This window comes from Streptomyces sp. NPDC001941, assembly GCF_040296945.1.
Taxonomy (GTDB): Bacteria; Actinomycetota; Actinomycetes; order Streptomycetales; family Streptomycetaceae; genus Streptomyces.
This window is the reverse complement of record NZ_JBEOYE010000049.1, coordinates 1-16,502: the sequence shown is the minus strand read 5'-3', so window position 1 is coordinate 16,502 and position 16,502 is coordinate 1. Positions and strand designations below refer to the sequence as shown.

Annotated in this window: 15 protein-coding genes; 6 read left to right on the top strand and 9 right to left on the bottom strand. The window is 66.9% G+C overall.

Translation table 11 applies throughout. From position 1 onward, the window contains the following. Nucleotides 1-58 precede the first annotated feature (58 nt). A complete protein-coding gene (locus ABT160_RS28400) occupies nucleotides 59-466 on the top strand; it encodes a hypothetical protein (protein ID WP_351650696.1) in 408 nt (135 codons plus the stop codon). A 352-nt stretch (nucleotides 467-818) separates the two neighbouring features. Beyond that, nucleotides 819-1,172, top strand: coding sequence for a DUF7878 domain-containing protein (locus tag ABT160_RS28395; protein ID WP_351650695.1), 354 nt, complete (start codon nucleotides 819-821; stop codon nucleotides 1,170-1,172). 407 nt (nucleotides 1,173-1,579) lie between these two features. On the opposite strand, the gene ABT160_RS28390 is transcribed toward ABT160_RS28395, so the two are convergent. Further along, nucleotides 1,580-1,867, bottom strand: a complete 288-nt coding sequence (locus tag ABT160_RS28390; protein ID WP_351650694.1) for a hypothetical protein — start codon at nucleotides 1,865-1,867, stop codon at nucleotides 1,580-1,582. A 252-nt stretch (nucleotides 1,868-2,119) separates the two neighbouring features. On the opposite strand from ABT160_RS28390, the gene ABT160_RS28385 reads away from it, so the two are divergent. Then, on the top strand, nucleotides 2,120-2,365 hold the full coding sequence (locus ABT160_RS28385; RefSeq protein WP_351650693.1) for an SMI1/KNR4 family protein: 246 nt from the start codon (nucleotides 2,120-2,122) through the stop codon (nucleotides 2,363-2,365). Between the two features lie 217 nt (nucleotides 2,366-2,582). Here the strand turns inward: ABT160_RS28385 and ABT160_RS28380 are convergent, their stop codons facing one another. Together ABT160_RS28380 and ABT160_RS28375 are read right to left on the bottom strand one after the other, a co-directional pair. Further along, on the bottom strand, nucleotides 2,583-3,002 hold the full coding sequence (locus ABT160_RS28380) for a hypothetical protein (protein WP_351650692.1): 420 nt from the start codon (nucleotides 3,000-3,002) through the stop codon (nucleotides 2,583-2,585). Nucleotides 3,003-3,461: 459 nt separating this feature from the next. Then, entirely contained in the window at nucleotides 3,462-4,139 is a 678-nt protein-coding gene (locus tag ABT160_RS28375) for a hypothetical protein (protein ID WP_351650691.1), read from the bottom strand. Nucleotides 4,140-4,875: 736 nt separating this feature from the next. On the opposite strand from ABT160_RS28375, the gene ABT160_RS28365 reads away from it, so the two are divergent. Next, the gene (locus ABT160_RS28365) at nucleotides 4,876-6,057 is read left to right on the top strand and encodes an AAA family ATPase (RefSeq protein WP_351650690.1); all 1,182 of its coding nucleotides are present in this window, start codon (nucleotides 4,876-4,878) and stop codon (nucleotides 6,055-6,057) included. A gap of 1,358 nt (nucleotides 6,058-7,415) precedes the next feature. Here ABT160_RS28365 and ABT160_RS28360 read toward each other — a convergent pair. From ABT160_RS28360 to ABT160_RS28335, 6 genes are all read right to left on the bottom strand, one after another. Next, nucleotides 7,416-7,682 carry a hypothetical protein gene (locus ABT160_RS28360; protein ID WP_351650689.1) on the bottom strand — a complete coding sequence of 89 codons (267 nt, stop codon included), beginning with the start codon at nucleotides 7,680-7,682 and terminating at the stop codon, nucleotides 7,416-7,418. A 238-nt stretch (nucleotides 7,683-7,920) separates the two neighbouring features. Beyond that, nucleotides 7,921-8,340: a hypothetical protein gene (locus ABT160_RS28355; protein WP_351650688.1), complete on the bottom strand. Its 420-nt coding sequence runs from the start codon at nucleotides 8,338-8,340 to the stop codon at nucleotides 7,921-7,923. Further along, on the bottom strand, nucleotides 8,337-10,478 hold the full coding sequence (locus tag ABT160_RS28350; protein ID WP_351650687.1) for an integrase: 2,142 nt from the start codon (nucleotides 10,476-10,478) through the stop codon (nucleotides 8,337-8,339). Before ABT160_RS28350 ends, ABT160_RS28355 begins: the two co-directional genes overlap by 4 nt. Continuing rightward, the gene (locus ABT160_RS28345; protein ID WP_351650686.1) at nucleotides 10,475-12,205 is read right to left on the bottom strand and encodes a hypothetical protein; all 1,731 of its coding nucleotides are present in this window, start codon (nucleotides 12,203-12,205) and stop codon (nucleotides 10,475-10,477) included. The genes ABT160_RS28350 and ABT160_RS28345 overlap by 4 nt, the downstream gene beginning before the upstream one ends. After that, nucleotides 12,202-13,737, bottom strand: coding sequence for an integrase (locus ABT160_RS28340; protein ID WP_351650749.1), 1,536 nt, complete (start codon nucleotides 13,735-13,737; stop codon nucleotides 12,202-12,204). The genes ABT160_RS28345 and ABT160_RS28340 overlap by 4 nt, the downstream gene beginning before the upstream one ends. Next, complete coding sequence (locus tag ABT160_RS28335) at nucleotides 13,676-14,224, bottom strand: HAD domain-containing protein (RefSeq protein ID WP_351650685.1); 549 nt, start codon at nucleotides 14,222-14,224, stop codon at nucleotides 13,676-13,678. The genes ABT160_RS28340 and ABT160_RS28335 overlap by 62 nt, the downstream gene beginning before the upstream one ends. Before the next feature lie 223 nt (nucleotides 14,225-14,447). Between ABT160_RS28335 and ABT160_RS28330 the strand changes: the two genes are divergently transcribed. Next, complete coding sequence (locus ABT160_RS28330) at nucleotides 14,448-15,227, top strand: hypothetical protein (RefSeq protein WP_351650684.1); 780 nt, start codon at nucleotides 14,448-14,450, stop codon at nucleotides 15,225-15,227. 185 nt (nucleotides 15,228-15,412) lie between these two features. Next, a complete protein-coding gene (locus tag ABT160_RS28325; RefSeq protein WP_351650683.1) occupies nucleotides 15,413-16,342 on the top strand; it encodes a hypothetical protein in 930 nt (309 codons plus the stop codon). Nucleotides 16,343-16,502 lie beyond the last annotated feature (160 nt).

The following is a 16,502-nucleotide window of genomic DNA, read 5'->3' as shown; positions in this document are numbered from 1 at the left end:
GGCGGGCCGGTACGACGGGCTCGTACGTGAAGGGGAGTGCGCGACCGTGGACGCGAGCGTGATCGTGACGCACGACCGGACGGAGCGTCGTCGCGCCGACCGTTTCCGCATCGTGGGATGCGTACTGCTCCTCATCGCCCTGGGGCTGTGGGCCAGGGTGGCGTGGCTGCTCTTCGTGCCCTTCGAGGTGCACTCGGGCCGCTACACGCTCGAGTGCGACTCGCCCGCCCTCTTCGACGGGTCCACGGCCGCGTACGCATACGACAACGGCAAGTCCTGCAGCGAGGCCCGCTCCCTGCCCGGCCTGCTGGCGACGACGCTGATCGGCATGCCCCTGGCCACGCTGGGGAGCCTGCTGTTCGCGATGGGCAGCGCACGCTTCCGGGCCGTAACGCATGCCGCCCAGCGCGATGAGCTGATGTTCGCGCGCGAGCGGCAGATGGCGAAGAACCGGGCTGCGCGCTGAGCCCCGGCGTGTGGAACACCAGGCCTGGGCCGGATCCGCGGCCTGGCGCAGCAGCTCGTGTGGAAACCGACACCGCCTGGCACTCGTCCCACCCGGCCGGCCTCTGACCCGCTCCGGCAACAGCGCGGGCACTTCGTCGACCCGCCACGCCCTGAGGAACGCACTCCTGACGGCTATTTCATCCGCTTCGAGTGCTTACGTATAATTTGGTCGGGTTGCCTGAATGTGGATGGCCCGCGCATGTACCGGGCCTGGATTTCATGGAGGATGAGGGGTGCGGTTCGTTTGCCGTAACTTCGCACTGTCGGACCTGCCACGGCGTGGTCTCGCCCCAGAAGAGGCGCCCCTGGAGGTGCTTCTCCTCGACATCGAGGCCGAGTTGTCGATCTGGGAGCAGGGGAGGGTGGTGTGGTCCCAGGAGGCGTTCCCCGTCGCCGAGCTGGCCTACCACGTGGCCCTCTGGTTCCAGAACCCGGCCAGCGCCCGGGAAGGGTTCGCGCTCGACTCGATGCAGGCGGGTACGGGACTGATCCGCATTACGGGTTCCGGCCAGGGCTGGCGGGTCGGCTCCCGCCTCACCCCCGCCTTTTGGACCTCGCCCGTCACCTGGGATGTCCTCGCGGCCGCGATCAAGGGCTTCGACCAGTCGGTACGCGAGGGCGTCACCACGCTGGGCATCGACCCTGCCTTCCTCCCGTGCACTTGACGGGCCCGCAGTATCCCGACGGCGACGACGCCTTCCCGACCACCGCGTGTGCTTCCACGAGGACGACTGAGGTGTCGAAGCGGAGGGTGCAGCAGGGGTCGGCCTCGATCAGAGGGTCCAGCCTCGCGCGGTCACCAGAACCCGGGGAGGGCATGAGGTGGGCGATCCACTCACCCGCGGTCGCGGTAGCCGACGTCCTGACCAGGATCCGCGCCACGCAGGTGGAGGGGTTGGCCCACCACTCCAGCACGGCGATCTCGTCGCGTTGATCCATCCCGCCAGCGTAGCCGCAGCTCAGAGCCATGTACGACGTGTCATCCCGCGAACAAGAAGGCCGCGGACCGGGCGTTCCCTGAGACGGAGACGACGGCACGGACCGTCGGGAGCGCCCCTTCAGCAGTACCGCGTCACGATCGCGCTGCCCGTCCGGCGAAGCGGAGCTCTTCCAGCAGACCGGCCAGCTCCTCAGGCAGTTCGGCACGTACCAGGGCAGCCGCGCTGTGCAGGATGTCCACGGCCCGCCTGAGCTCTCCGTCGGAGCCGCCCTCCTCCAAGACCTCGCCCATCATCGCCAGCGGCGTACTCAGCTCGATCTGCACCCGGTAGGGCAGAGCGTCCAGGTAGATCAGGTCGTCATCGTGGACGAGGTCGATCACTCGCTGCGCCGCGCTGCGCAGACGCTGTGCATCGCCCACAGGCCGTTCCACCCTTCGCCGCTCACGTTCCCCATGCCCGGCAGGCCCCGGCACAGAGCAGCCCGCAGCCTTGTGCCGCTCGGCCATCGTCGCACGGCTCCCCACACTGGCGGCATGCGAGTCGATGACGCGCTCACCACCGCCCTGGCCCGGGTGGCCATCCCGGTCGGTCTCCTGGTGATCTCCGTGGCGACGTTCGATAAGGCCAAGGCGGCCTTTTAGGGGCAGGGGTCGTACGGGGTCCAGCCGCTGTTGACCGACGTGGTGATCGAGGACGCCGAGCGTGAGCTCGGTGTGCATCTGCCCGCTTCGTTGCTGTCGGTCCTGCGGGTGCACGCGTTCCCGACCGATGTGTCGACGTCATGGAGGGAGAACCACGTTCCCTTCACCGAGATGCTGGGCATCGGCCGCCGCGACGGCCAGGTGTCGTTGCTGGACACGGCGTATCTGGTCGACGAGTGGGGTCTTTCCGTCTCCTCCGGTGCTGCTGTCTGGTGAGGGGCACTGCTGGATCGCCCTGGAATACCCGGAGTGCGGGAAGCGCGGCGAATCGTCCGTGACGTGGTTCGACGTGGACGACGGTACGGAACTCCCGCTGGCCGCGGACTTCCAGGCGTTCCTCGCAGGTCTGGCTCCGGGCCGCGTCGCCCGATCCCGGCGGCTCGGACGGCGACCGGTCGACGTCGTGATCAGGCTCTTTGCGAGCCTGCCGTGTTCAGGGCCTCTGCGTGGAGCTGCTCGGCTTCTTCGTGACGTTGGGGTTGCTGCCCAGAGTGACGTGCCATCCGTCGTCGAACCGTGAAAGGGTCAGGTACTCCTGCGACTTGACTCCGGCCTTGTCAGTGACGTGCACCTCCGCGGAAGCGACGTCGGGCCCGAAGCCATGCTCGATCTTGACCTCCGTCACCTTGAGTACCCGACCGCCCCGGCTCTTGAGCCGTGACGCGACGTCCGCTGTCGCGTCGTTCCCCGGAGGGGCAAGGGCGGCGAGCCCGGCGGAGTCAACGGCGTTCAGCGCGGCGATGTACGCATCGACCGCGCCCCGTTCGTCCTTGGCACCCTGGGTGGTGGACTCGGGTGAAGGGGCGCCGCTGCACGCGGTGAGAACTGCGACCGCCAGGCCGACGACAGCCATGGTGGCGATGCTCCGCGATCCCTTCACGACTCTCCACCCATGCCGACGCACAGGACTCGTGCGTTGATCTTCGAACAGTCTCGGCTGTACTTGCGATAGTCGGAGCTGACGCTCCGCCCCGTACCTGTTCGTGAGTTTCACCATGTCCCCCGCGGGCGTTGATGGTAGATCAGCGGTGGCTGTTCGCCGTCCTTGAGTGAACTGCACATGCCTACAGCGGGAACCACGACGTCCGGACACCGCGGCATGCGCACGGCTCGAACCCCAGAGATCTTTGGCTGGAACCATGCCACCCCGTGCGTGAACACAACACCTGCTAGCAGTGACGGAAGAGGAGGAGGACGGCTTCGGCGACCACGACCAGCACGTCCCCGACGCCGAGCGCCAGAGGCTCCTGCTGGGACGCGTGCCAGGGCCAGGCGGCGGCCCAGGTGTGGGCTGGCCCCTCTGTGGGCCGGTTCAGCCGTACGTGAGCTGTTCGACCGCGCTCTGCTGGGCGGCGCTGATGCGGCCCGGCTCCAGGGACAGCAGCCAGGGCAGCAGTTGGGGTGAGGCGTGCAGTTCCTCGTAGAAGCCGAGCCGCAGGTTTGCCAGTTCGTCCTCGATGAGCCAGTGCTCCAGCGCATCGGCGAGGTGCAGGTCCGCCGCCCGGGTACGGGTCCGCGCCCACATGTCCAGCCAGGGGGCGAGCGTGCCCGAGGTGACCGCGAGCACCTCCAGGACGTCGCAGACGTGGCCGGTACCGGGGTGGATGTGCAGGGCGGAGCGCCACCAGGCCCGCCAGAACCCGTCCAGGGCTGTGCGCTCTGGAGCGGGCCAGGCCTGCCAGCCGGCGGCGAGCAGGCGGGAGGCGACCAGGCTGTGGTCGAGCTCGTTCGCGGTCAGCAGGCGAATGATCCGGGGCGTCAGCCGCCGGTAGAGGTGGGGGAAGTCGTCCCAGTGGTCGGGCGTCTTGTGCGCGACGGAGACGACCAGCTCGTCGAGAACCTGGTGAACGGGACCGGCCAGGGATTCGAGGTCGGCGGGGATGTAGCAGTGGGTGCAGCCGCCCACGAAGTTGGACGGACCGCCGAGCGGGGCGAAGGCCAAGTCCATGGCGGCGAGCGCGTGCTTGAGCTGCTGAGTCGGGTCGATCATGAGGTGCCTGCCAGGACTCCGTCCGGACGGGCCGGAGAAGAGAGCGACGCTACCACGCACGCCTTCCCACGCCCGTACTGTCGCCAGGGTTGTCTTCTCGGGGGTGGTGACTTCGCGCGGTCGGCGGATCTGGTTCTGGCTGATCGGGCGGCTCGTGCGCGAGAACTCGTCCCGCTCGCTGAATCCGTCGAGGGACCAGACGACTCCCTGCGGCGCTGCTGTGCTCGTCAGCCCAGCCCAGCGGTCGTTCGGCCGGCCGGGTGCGCATGCGCCACGAGTACCCGGCCGTCGCGCGACTGTACGGTCCCTCAAGAACCACGAGGGAGAAACACGATGGCGGTTTCGGGAAGCCTGCACTTCAGCTGGGAGCTGGGCGGGTCGGGCTGGGCGGTGTGCCGGAGCTGGGACGGCGAGGCGAAGCACCGGGACGTCGTCAGCTCGAACGCGGGGCGCACTGGTTCCGCAGTGCGCCGCAGGTGGCGGGTTGGCGGTACCGGCCGGACGTGCACGGCGTCCGCCCGCGCACGTGCTTCGGCTGCCGCGTCAGAGGGTGCGGGAGGCGCTCACACAGGTGCCTTCCCCTGCCCGTCACCACGCCCCATCTCCCGCCCGGCGCCCGGGCCCCGGCGCCGCGCGCCCTGCCGGCCCGCCGGGCGCTTGTGTTGCGGAATGTCGCCTACGGCTGATTCTGAGCAGGTACTCGTCTCCTCTACCAACGCGATGCAAGACTGACTACATGCAGGACAGCTTCTTCGCACTCACCAACGTCCGCCTACGGCACTACAGAAGCATCGCGACGGCCAACGTTGACCTCGGACGGCTTCTCTTGCTCGTCGGGCCAAACGGTTCAGGCAAGAGCAACTTCCTGGATGCCCTCCGCCTGGTTTCTGAGTCTCTGCAGACCTCCCTCGACCAAGCCCTACGAACACGGGGAGGAGTGTCCGGGGTTCGACGTCGCTCCACGGGACACCCGACACATTTCTCAATCGATCTTAAATTCAAGTCCCCGGACTTCACTGGTGAATATGGATTCAAAGTCGGAGCCGTTAAAGGGCTTGGCTACAGGATCTCCAACGAGTACTGCACAGTATGGAACTCTCCTCACAAGATCGAGACCGCAGAATCAGAAGTAGCCCGATTTAACGTATCGAATGGGAAGCTAGTAGAACAAAGCGAACCCGTAATGCCGCCAGCGAGCGAGCAACGTCTGTACCTCGTATCGGCGGCAGGACTTGAAGTATTTCGACCAGTCTTTGATGGCCTGGTCGGAATCGGCGTTTTCAGCCTCAACCCTGACGTAATAAGGAAGCCGCAGACTCCAGATGCTGGTGACTTTCTGCATCGCGACGGAGTAAACATCGCTAGCGTCCTTCACCGTCTCCAGCGCAGCAAGCAAGGTCAGGAGGATAAATCCAGAATCGAGGGATACTTGCAAAATATTGTCCCCGGAATGCGTAGCGTTTCACGATCTGAGCTGGGCAACTGGGAGACGCTCGTATTTAGCCAGGATGTACCGGGCGCAAGGAATCCATGGCGTTTCCAAGCTCAATCTGTTTCCGACGGAACCCTCCGCGCTCTCGGCGTACTCGTTTCCCTTTTTGCCGGAACAGGCTCAACACTCAGCACTGTGGGAATTGAGGAGCCCGAGAGCGCATTGCATCCGGCCGCAGCGGGCGTTCTCCTTGACGCCCTCCGAGACGCCAGCGAACGGCGTCAAGTGATCGTCGCCAGCCACAGCCCCGACCTCCTCGACCGAAATGACTTCACCCTGAGCGAGATTCGCGCCGTTCGGTCGATCGCCGGAGAAACCCGTATCGGAGAGCTGGACGCGGCTGGCTCATTGGCTCTGAGGCAACACCAGTACACCCCTGGCGGGCTACTGCGGAATGATCAACTTCTGCCGGGAGTTGCATCATGACAACAGCACCTATTGTGACGCCTTTCGTCGAAGGTCATGGAGAAGTCGCGGCGGTTAGGAATCTAATCTCTCTGATTGCGGCACGAAACGGCACCTGGATTGACGTCCCTCAACCCTTCCGACTCGATCCGGGAAAATGAGAAAGCTTGATGAACTCGACAGGGCAGTTCGTTTCCAAGGAGTACGAATAACCTCCCCAAGTTCGCCTGGATCAACATCAGAAGGCATCAGCTAGTTAAGGGCAACCCCCGGCGTCGCAGACGTACTGACGAGCCTGGCGCACGACCCTGATCCCGACGTCCGCGACGCGGTCGAAAGCAGCATGAGCTAGAGGCTGCTCAGCTGCCTCGTTTCTGCTCCAAGTCCGTTCCGACAGGCTTCGTTGCCGGGCTGCGGATAATGGAGGGCCCGGGCGCCCCGCGCGGGTGGGGAATCGGCGAATCACACGGGAGTGCCGCGCGCCAGTAGCTCGCGTCCCGGCCCCATGCCGCCCCCTGACTGCCCCTTGACGCTTCGCCCGCCGCCCCAACTCGTCCTGACCGGCCGGACCTTCGTGCGGGCCATGGTGACTCTTCTCCTCTCAGCCCCGGGCATCTGCGCAGGGTCTCTGCATCCCCAACGAACGGTCCGACAGGTCGGTTGCGGCGCCCCTCGCTCCTCGTCTTCGGCATCCTTGTCCAGCTCCGGAGTGTCCGGGTCACACCGTGGGCGCAGGGCGTCGGAGGCCGGGACGCCGGTGGTGAAGCGGCTGCGCTGGCTGTTGCGCGCCCGGACCGGCGGGGCCGCCGCCAGCGGGGCGGAGACAGGAGCGGGCGGCGGCCCCGCCGGTCCGGAGCGCGCGCGGGCCGCGCCAGCGGACCGCCTTGATCAGGTAAAGAAACTCTGGACAACTCGCCCACCGACAGCCTTGTCCGGTTCCGGGCCCAGCTGATGGTTGACGGTGGCCGTGACCGGCTTTTCTGTGCGCGTCTTTGCCGTGCGTGGCGGGATGCCGATGGGCCGCGGGCGGAGGATTGATGCGGTCCCGAGGTCTGCCGCACAGTCGGGATCCGGGACTCGCTGATCACAGCCCGGTCAACTTCTGCGCGATCAAGAGCTCAAATGCCCACTTCGGCATCGCCGCCACCGTCTACACCCCGCCTCCGCCGCCAACCTCAAGCCACCAACACGTCCAGCGTCGCACTCCACGGCCCGGAAGGCGGTCTGTCACACGACGGAGACGTCTCGCCCCTCTGCGGCCCCTGACGCTGCCGTCAGGTGTCGGAATAACACTCAATATCGGACAGGTGCTATCCCCGCGCATTCACTTCCATGAATGCGCGGGCCAGCGGGAGAATCGGCTTACGCAGTCTCGATGATCAATCACCATCTCCTGTATTGGATTCAAGCCATGCGGCACCCAATGCAGTCAAGCGCCAGCGTGGACCCGTTCCGCGGGGCTCACTGCTGTCTTCCTGAATCAATAGCCGCTCCGCAAGCTGGCGGAGACCGGGGAGAACTGATCCCTCGATGCAGGCGCCGCGCCTTCCAAGCTCTAGGTCGATTGTTCTCGTATCCCACAGGCCATCGCCGTCGCGAATCACCTGCAGCGCCAGACACATAGGGATGATGTTCATCTCGATCACCTGACACTCGGATGGTAGAGGTCCTGAGGGGCATCGCGTCGCGTTAGGCCGTATTCGTTCAGAGCGATGCCCGGGATCAGCGGATGGGCGTGCTGCGGGCGAAGTCGGCGAGTATCGCGAAGTCGTCCTCGCGCAGGCCGCGCCGGGGATCGACATGGTGCAGCAGTGCCGGGGCGCGGTTCCCTGTCAAGTTCATGTGTTCAGGTTGGGGGATTCTTGCGGGGGGCTCTGGAGGAGGTCATGGGGCGGTGGGCGGGTGCAAGGCGATGACGTTGTCGGGGGTGGGGCTGGGTTCTGCAGGACTGTTTTGCTCCTGGAGGAGAACGGCACTGGCCATCGTCAGGTTCGTCACCAGCTGCCGTAGTTCTTCGATCTCTTGTCTCTGATTGGCGATGGTCTTCTTGAGTTTGGTGACGGTCTCGCGCAGCCGCTTTTCTGGCTCTGGGACCTGCTGGGTCTCGACGCGGACGCGTTCGTAGAAGTCGTTCTTCAAATCTGCATGCCGCTTCATGAGGGCCATGCGATGGACATTGGCCTCGGCGGCGAGAGCGACGACAGTGAGACCTCCGTCGGAGGCAGAGGGCTGCCCGTTCAACAGCCGGTCCATGGCCTTGCGGATGCGGGTGCGCTCGTCGTCGTGCTTGCGGGAAGGGGTCATGCGATGGCCTCGGCGGGTTGTCCGGTCGTCTCGTGGGTGGTGGCGGCGTCGCGGAGCCTGTCGGCATTGGCCCTGAGACGCCGGCCAAGTGGCCCGGGTGCTGCGGCAGCGAGTTCGTCGATCTCGTCTGCGCGTGCGCGGAGGAGGCGGGCGTGGGTGTCGGTGCGGATGGCGTTCCCGCAGCCGGGTCGGCAGTCGTACTGCCGTGGAGCAGTCTCTCGCGGACCGGGCTCGCAAAGTGCTTTGTCGTGCTTGAACGCGCAGATCAACAGCCCATCGGGGTTGTCAAACAGGACGGCGCCGTCCCGGGCGAGAAATGCGGCGGCCTTCTTCGCGAAGTTCTTGGGGACGATCCGGCCCTCGAAGCGGGGAGTTGTTGCTGCGGCCGTCACGGCTCGGCGGCTGGCTGGCCCAGAAATCTTCTCCCCGGCCGCGATCCGGTCGCGGAGCCTCGCGGCGGTGTCGGCCGCCGCGAGGGCGGTCTCGACGTCGAGGACGGAGTGAATACCGCGGCGACTGCGAGAGCCATATCCGCTGGAGACCCGGGCGTCCAGGACCGTGCGCATGTGTCCGTATTGGATCGCGAGCGCGACCAGGCCCCCAGGGCGGCGGGCGATGTGCCAGGCGAGACTCCGCCTGAACCGGGCCATCCCGATCGCTCCGTGCGGGTCCTCGGGGATGGCCTGATCGGGCAGGTCTCGTGCCGCTGCTTCGCGGTTTGCCCAGGCCACGAAGTCCTTGATCCGTCTGTTCAGGGCGCCATTCTTCAGCACTCCGCGGTGGTGGCGCTGCGCCATGAAGTCGTGGTGAGCGGAGCTGAAAAGGAACTCGCCCTCGGGGACCATCCGTTCAAGAACGCGGATAGCGTTGACGACGGGGACGATGGCGACCCAGGGAACCTCACGCTCTTCACCTGCGGAGATGTGGTTGCCGTCGTCGTCGGTGACGTTCTTGTAGTGATGGCTGCGGATCAGATGTCGCCCGGGTGTCCCGTCGGCGCGAGGCTCCGGATCAGGGCAGCACCCGGACCGCAGGCCCTGAACCTCTTGCGGCCGCATGCCGGTCAGGTAGAGACAAATCACCGCCGCGGCCGTGCCGAGATGCCGCATCAGCTCCCGGGGCTCGTCGAACTCAAAGCACTCCCGCCACGGACTCGCGCCGATCCGCCCTGCCACCGGCACATCCAAAGGACACGGCCCTGGTTGTTCGACAACCAGGGCCGACAACTGGTGTTGCTGGACGAACTCGCCGAGCTGGGAAGAACTGGCACCGGTGAGGGCGGAAATATAGGTGCGGGCCACTCGTTGCTGTCCCTGCCATCGGATGGACGGCAAGCCCTCACCCGACCGCATCCGCAGCAGAAGATCCTCAAGGGCTGCCTGGCTTTCCAAGGTGGCCTTGGCGGCCGCGGCCACCGAGAACAAGCGCTGCCTTTCTGCCCAGGCGGCCAGAATGTCTTCGGCGAAGTCGTCGACGAACCGAATCGCCCAGACCAGCAATGGGCCGAGGACCTGCGGGTCCAGCGGCTCGGTGCTGTTTTCCCCGTGCGCCGAGCCGTCGGCCGCGGGGAGAAAGTCATCAACCCCCTCAACATCCCACGGAGGCCGGGCGATGCCCGCGGGTTGGGCACTGAGCTGGTCGAACGCCCACAGGTGCGTCAACCATGAGCAGATCTTCTCCGCGCGGCCGCGGCTCACCCCGTTGTGCCAGCGCTCGGCGATGTAGGCCCGCCACACGTCCTCGGTGCAGCTGCCGAGACTGGTGAGGCGACAGTCGTGCAGCCAGCGAGCCAGCCGCATCCACTCGTAGGAAGCGTCCTTCATATCCACGGCCGATGACCGGGAACGGGCCGAAACCCCTTGGTTTTGCAGGTAGGTGGGCCTGAGCTGGCCGTTGATCATCGTCCAGGCCACCCGTTTCACCTGACCGAGCAGAGGCACCGGGCAGTGTTTCCAATGGATCTTGACCCGGTCGATGCCGGGGTTGTCGATGAGGGGGCCCATGGGCCAGACGGGGTCGCTGTAGCGAGCGTTCGGGTGCGTGTTGCCGGCGCGGATCCACTGGGGCAGTACCACGGGAGTGTCCGGGCCGGAAAGGGGCAGGATGTACGGATCGTTCTCAACGGCGAGGCTGGTCACGGGATCAAGTCTTTCTTCACCAGGAGCTGGACGAGGGTGCGGTCGGTGTCGGTGACGCGGTCCAGGGCCGCGGACCAAGCGGCCGGGCCGATCTTGTCCCGCAAGTCCTCCAGCCGTGCCAGGTCATCGTTCCAGCGGTCGTGGAAGGCGCCGTCGTCCAGGACGGACCGCAGGCTCACGATCTGCTGGTGCAGGTGGGAGAGCCGAGGATGGTGGCCGGGGTGGACGTGAGCGTTCGTGCAGGCCAGGCAGAGCAGGAAGTCCGCTTCGCAACCGCCTCCGGGGGCTGGCCAGGGACTGCTCTCCTCGTCCTGGCAGTCCACCGTCGCGGTCTCCTGGTGGGCAGGGTCCGGCTGGCTTGTGATCTTCCCGTTGAAAGCGGCGCGGGCCTGTTCCAGGGCCTCGCGGGCGCCGGCTTCAAACACCTCACGGGACTCGCGCTGGACCCGGGCGTCAGGCAGCACGTAGACGCTCTCGTGGGTGCCCTGGGTGTGTTGCAGGGGACGCCCCCCGGAGGTCACCGTGGTCCGGCGAGAGCGCCGGAACGGCGATCCCGGCAGCCCATGAGCGCGGGCCCAGGTTCTGCCCATGCCGGTGGAAACACCGAAGACCAAGGGGCCCACCGGCGCGGGCCGGTCCAGGTCCGAGTGCACCGGTTTGAGCCGATAGTCGCGAGCGACCATCAACAGAGCGGTTCCCGGTGCGAGTTGACCAGCCAGCTTCCGTGCGGGTGCGGTCGCCTGAAGCGCCTGGGTGATCAGCCGTCCTGCCGAGTCGGCTCCGGAGTCCGTGATGTTCTCGGTGGAGAACCACCATCCGTTGCCCGCCCGCCGCTTCTCGACCTGCACTTGATAGGTGACCGAGGACGTCTCTCCGGCCGAAGGCGCTGTGGTCGGCGCCGGCAAGCGGTCGAAGACGGACAGGTTCCATCCGAACCGGCCGGTCAGTAGGACCGCCAGAGAGGCGAGCTCGTTGCGGGTCAAGAACAGTCGGCCCCACGTCTTTTCCGCGTTGGTGCCGCCCAGCAGCCGGTAGCTCGTCACCGAGGTCTGCCCGCTGGGGTGGAGGGTGCGGTGAGCATCGCCGGTGCGAGCCAAGTGATCAAGGAGCTGGCCGATGCGCCATTCCCGGCTGCCGTCAACGACGGTGCCTGCCCGCCACTCGTTCAGCAGGCGTGTGTTCTCGCAGATCCGCAACCACGCCGCCCGGAACTGGCGTTGAGCGGTCTGCATCACCCTGTTCCACTCGGCCTCCTCGTAGGACTGCCCGCCGGGCTTGACCTGAGGGATGCGCCGGGCAAGTTCCTCCGCCGCTGGCCCGTTGACCACCCGGGGATCGCACCGGAGCAAGGTGCGGATCACCCGCAGGGTGCTCTTGCCGGTGTTGCTGCCGATGTGCTCGTTCCGCCAGCTGCGGAGCATGGCCGCGGTCAGACCGTCCAGGTCGCCCGGCGGACGGTCCAGCTTGGCGAGGAAGCCCACGAACAATTCGATCTTCGTCCAGAAGTTCCGGGCAGTCAGGTGGCTGGTCCAGCCGCGGGACTGGGCAGCGAACACGACAGCGAGCGAGTGCTGCATCGCCCTGGACGTCGACAGCGTCGAGAAGTCGAACTCCTTCTTGTATCCCGCCTTGTTGGTGACCGTCACCCTGAGCCCGTCGGGCGCGAGCGCGGGCTCGGCCCGGTGAGCGGCCGGCGGCAGGACCGCCGTGCGTCCCCGCCCGCTCACGACGCCACCCCCTCGACGAGGGCGTCGATGTCCTGGATCCCCGCGGTCTCCTGAGCCAGCCGGGCGAAGACGCCGTCCAGATCCTCGACCGGTCCTTCCCGGTCGTCGGCTGTGTCCGCCATCGCCAGGATCGACTCCAACTGCAGGTGAGCCACGGGCGCGAGGTAGTGCCGCTTCGTCGTCTCCACGTCCGCGTGCCCGAGGATCGTCTTCACCAGCCACCACGGATCACCGAACAGCAAGGCGAAGTCCCGTCGCTCGGCCCTCGACAGCCCAAAACGCGTTTCCATCAGCTGGTTCAGCACGATCAACAAGTAGAGCGCCGCCGAGTGCCGGGCCGAGTGCGGGGTGGCGTACGGACTCTTTCCCCGCACCTCCGCCAGGCGCAAATCCCGGGTGACCGACCGCTCCTTCTCCGAGAGCAGGACGCGCTCGCATCGCTGATTCGCCGCCCTGAACACCGCGTTCCACCCGCTGGGCACCATCGGCAGCCCCTGCTCGGTCAGCCAAAGATACGCGGGCTCCGGCCCCTCCGGCCCCTCCAGGAACAACGACTGCCGTTCCAACCAACCCAGCCGGCTCAGCTCTCTCTCACCGATTACGCCGTTCCGGTCGACCCATTCAACCTTCGGCTTCAGCCCGCCCGTCACACGCGTGACCAGCCTCATCTGCGGCAGTCGCTCGTAACGTCCCGCCGCCTGGGCCCTTTTGACAGCCCAGGCCCGTTCGGACTCGACGTAAGCCTCGGCCTGGCCGACCGCATCCACCGACGCGTAGAACACGCGGCTGTTCTTCGACCGCGTCACCGCCCCCGCGATCCGCCCGTGGCAGTACCGGCCGTGCCGAAGACGTCGGTCCGGCAGTTCGAAGACCAGCAGCGATCCGCTCTCCTGGCGCCGCAGGGCCGACGACAGCGTCAACTGCACGAAGCTGGTGTTCCGCATCTCCGTCCGCGAGTCCCACTCCGGCCCGGGAATCCCGCTGCGGCTGTGACCGCGCAGGCCCACATCCGACCACAAGCCCCAGGTCCGCGGCGTCAACCACGAGACCCGCGAACTCACCGAGTCCGCCGCCCGGTCCCCGCGCCGCGAGACATCCACCGGCAGCGGGTAGACCTTCCCCCACTCGAACAGCTTCGTGAAGGCCGCCGCCTCACGGTTCCACTTCGCCCCACTGATCCGCCCCGGGTTCTCCGGTGCGTCACAGCGCCAGTCCCGGAAATCGTCCAGATCCTGCTGCGTTGCCCGTCGCCACTCGACATTCCTCGACGACAGGAAGTCCAGCAACAGCCGTATATCCGTCGAGTAATTCCGCTTGGACTCACGTTCCAGACTCCGGAACGAGTGAGACCGGACGAAATCCAGAAGACTCGCATCGACCATGCCGTTCGGTCTCACGAAAACCGGATCCCCCGGCTTAAGACCGATCTGGGCCACTGCCTTCGGCAGGTCCCGTACCCCCAGAACCCCCTCAGACGCGGACGTTCCCCACCCGCCTGGATCCGGTACCCGCACCACATGCCACGTGTTCAACTGCTGCCTCTCCTGGTGCTTGAACTCGCTCAAGCATCAGGGAAGCTCGGTGGTGCGCGGCGACGTAGGCGCGGTCGCGGTCGGTGAGCTCGTCGTCGACCCAGCAGAAGGGCCGCTCGCCCGCGTAGGCCAGCAGCGGCCTGGTCTTCCAGTGCAGGCCGTCGCCCGGCGGGGTCTGGGCCGTGTCGCCGAAGTCGACGTAGGGCAGGTCGGGCAGGCCCAGGACGGGGGCGATGAAGGTGCGGGCCTCGCCCATCCAGGTCGTGGCCCACACCAGGTCCATGCCCAGGCCGAGGAGGGCGGGCCCGTGGTCGGGGCGCAGCCAGACCCGCAGGGGCTTGACGTAGGCCCGGGGCTTTCCCGGGTGCTGGGCGATCCAGCTCGGCGGGAGCATCCGGTGGGTGGTGTAGCCGGCGGGGCGCCTCTCGGGTTTGGCCAGCCACGGATTGAGAGGGCCGTCGACGTCGAGGAAGCACAACGGGTTCACATTGCACCACCCTCCTGTTATGGCAGGTCAGGGACCCAGACCATAGCGTGCACGAGGCTCGGAGGTCCTCTGCTTTTCGGCCGGTCAGGCAGCGCGGGCCGGAGGGATCTGAGACGGATGACGGCCCCCGCGCCCTTTCACGCGAGCGGGCCCCGACCCCCACAGATCGTGGTGGTCTACAGCCCCTGCTGCCGGCTGCGGCCTGCCCTGCCACAATCCGCAGATGACGAACGATGCCGTGGGCGAACCCGCAGATCTGCCGGATCCTGCCGAAGTGCTGACAGGTACCGACTGGGGTGCCCTGGAACACGCGTGGGGACCGGCCGGGGATACGCCCCGCATGCTCACCAGACTCCTCGATGCCGACCAGCGCGTCAGGACGGAGGCCTTGGAGTACCTGCACCACGTCGTGCACCACCAGAACACGCTGTATGGCGTGACGGTCCCTGCCGCGCTCTACGTGGCCGCGATACTCGCCGACTCGCGGGCCGGCTGGTGCTACGACAAGCAGCACCAGGACTTCCCCGGCCCGGTGCGGGCCGCGCTGCTGGGCTGGCTGGGATCGGTCGCCGACGCGGCCGGTGACGAGGCCGCCGCGGTCAGCCGCCGCATGGGCTTCCCACCGCAGGACTACCCTCCCTTCGTGCAGACCTGCCAGGTCCGGCCCTTGCTCTACTACGCCGTCGCAGCCTTCCTCGACGATCCTGACCGGCACGTGCGTGAAGCGGCCATCGCTGCCTGCATTCCGCTGCTGGACGACCGCAGGCTGGACCAGCATCGGACCATGCTGGTGCCCCTGCTGCGGGATCCGCTGGCGGTCAGCGAGCTCTGGCAGTACCGCGAACGGGCGATCGAGACACTCCAAGCCTGGGGCGAGGACACCACTGGCCTCAGCACGGGACGCGACGCGTTCATGGTCTGCGATCCGCAAGAGACCGTCCCCGCAGCCACATTGCCGCCCCCAACCCACCTCTGGGGCGACGGCGAAGAGCTTCCGTTCTGATGGCAATCGGCTACCGCCCGCTGCTCATTCACGGGTGCGCACACCAGACCCGTTCCACCATTCTCGACATGTGGTAAGTTCGGTGGATTTTCGCTCTGTAGCATGGTGTTGAGGGTGCCGCCACGACCCACCGCAAGCCCCACACATGGGCTGCGATAACGCGGCCGGGAGGACTCGCCCCAGCCATGAACGCCTCTGCCGACATCCGCCCCACGCTGGCCAGCCTGACCCTCGAGCTGGTCCACCGCCATCGCCTCGCCGACCTGGAACAAGGCCTGCAGGACTGGCACATCCGCATCCTGGACGCAGAACGGGAAGTGGGCAGCCTGCGCGCGGCACGCTGCCAGTACTACGGCGCCGACAACCTGGCCGAGCGAATGACCGATCACGGCGGCCTCTGCGCCCACGCCGCCCGCGCACTCCTCACCCCCGACGGCCACAGCACCCGCGACTTCGAGGCCGCCGTCGAACAGCCCGGAAACCTGCTGGTCCTGGACCAACTCCGCATCCACGACGACCTGGTTGACCGCACAGCTCTCACGGTGGTCGTCGCCGACGTCATCGACCGCCTGAGCGACAACGGCTATACGGTCATCGTCCCGCACGCCACCAGCCCCGACGCCGACACCTGCGAGCACCTGCTGTCCCAGGCCGCCACGGACCTGGCCGCCGACGCGTTTGGCGACAGCGGCCTGCAGATATCGACACATGCCTCGCCGCCGCCGAACAAGCCGCCGCACACGCCCGCTCACGCCTGGCCACCCGCATTCAGCACCCCCACTGGAACCTCGACCAGGACGACGACGCAGACGACGCCTGGGACGAGGACACCTACGAAAGCCCCCTCACTGCCCGCACCCGGGCCGTGCTGCGCCTGGCGGGCGAGGAACTGTCCACCCTGGCCTGGCAGGAAGTCGCCGCCCTGGGCGATGAGCCGCTGCAGCGCGGCGCGGGCGGCGTGTTCGGCATGCTCCCCCCGATCACTCTGCGACGCGACACCCAGTGGCGCAGGCAGATGGCGCGCACGTTCGACGACCTGGCCGGCGACCTCGGCCAGCAACCCGAAATGGATCTCACGCCCCGGTGCACGGCGGAAGAGATGGCCCTGCACCTGATGATCGACCGCGCCGAGTCCATCACGAGCAACCGGCCCAACTTCGTCCGCACCCTGGTCGCCGGGCTTAGAGATCATCTCATTTGGCCTTTGCGGATAGGGTGTCGGTCATGGTGGGGATCGTTGAACGGCTGGTGCCGGACGAGTTGTGGGAGCTGTTC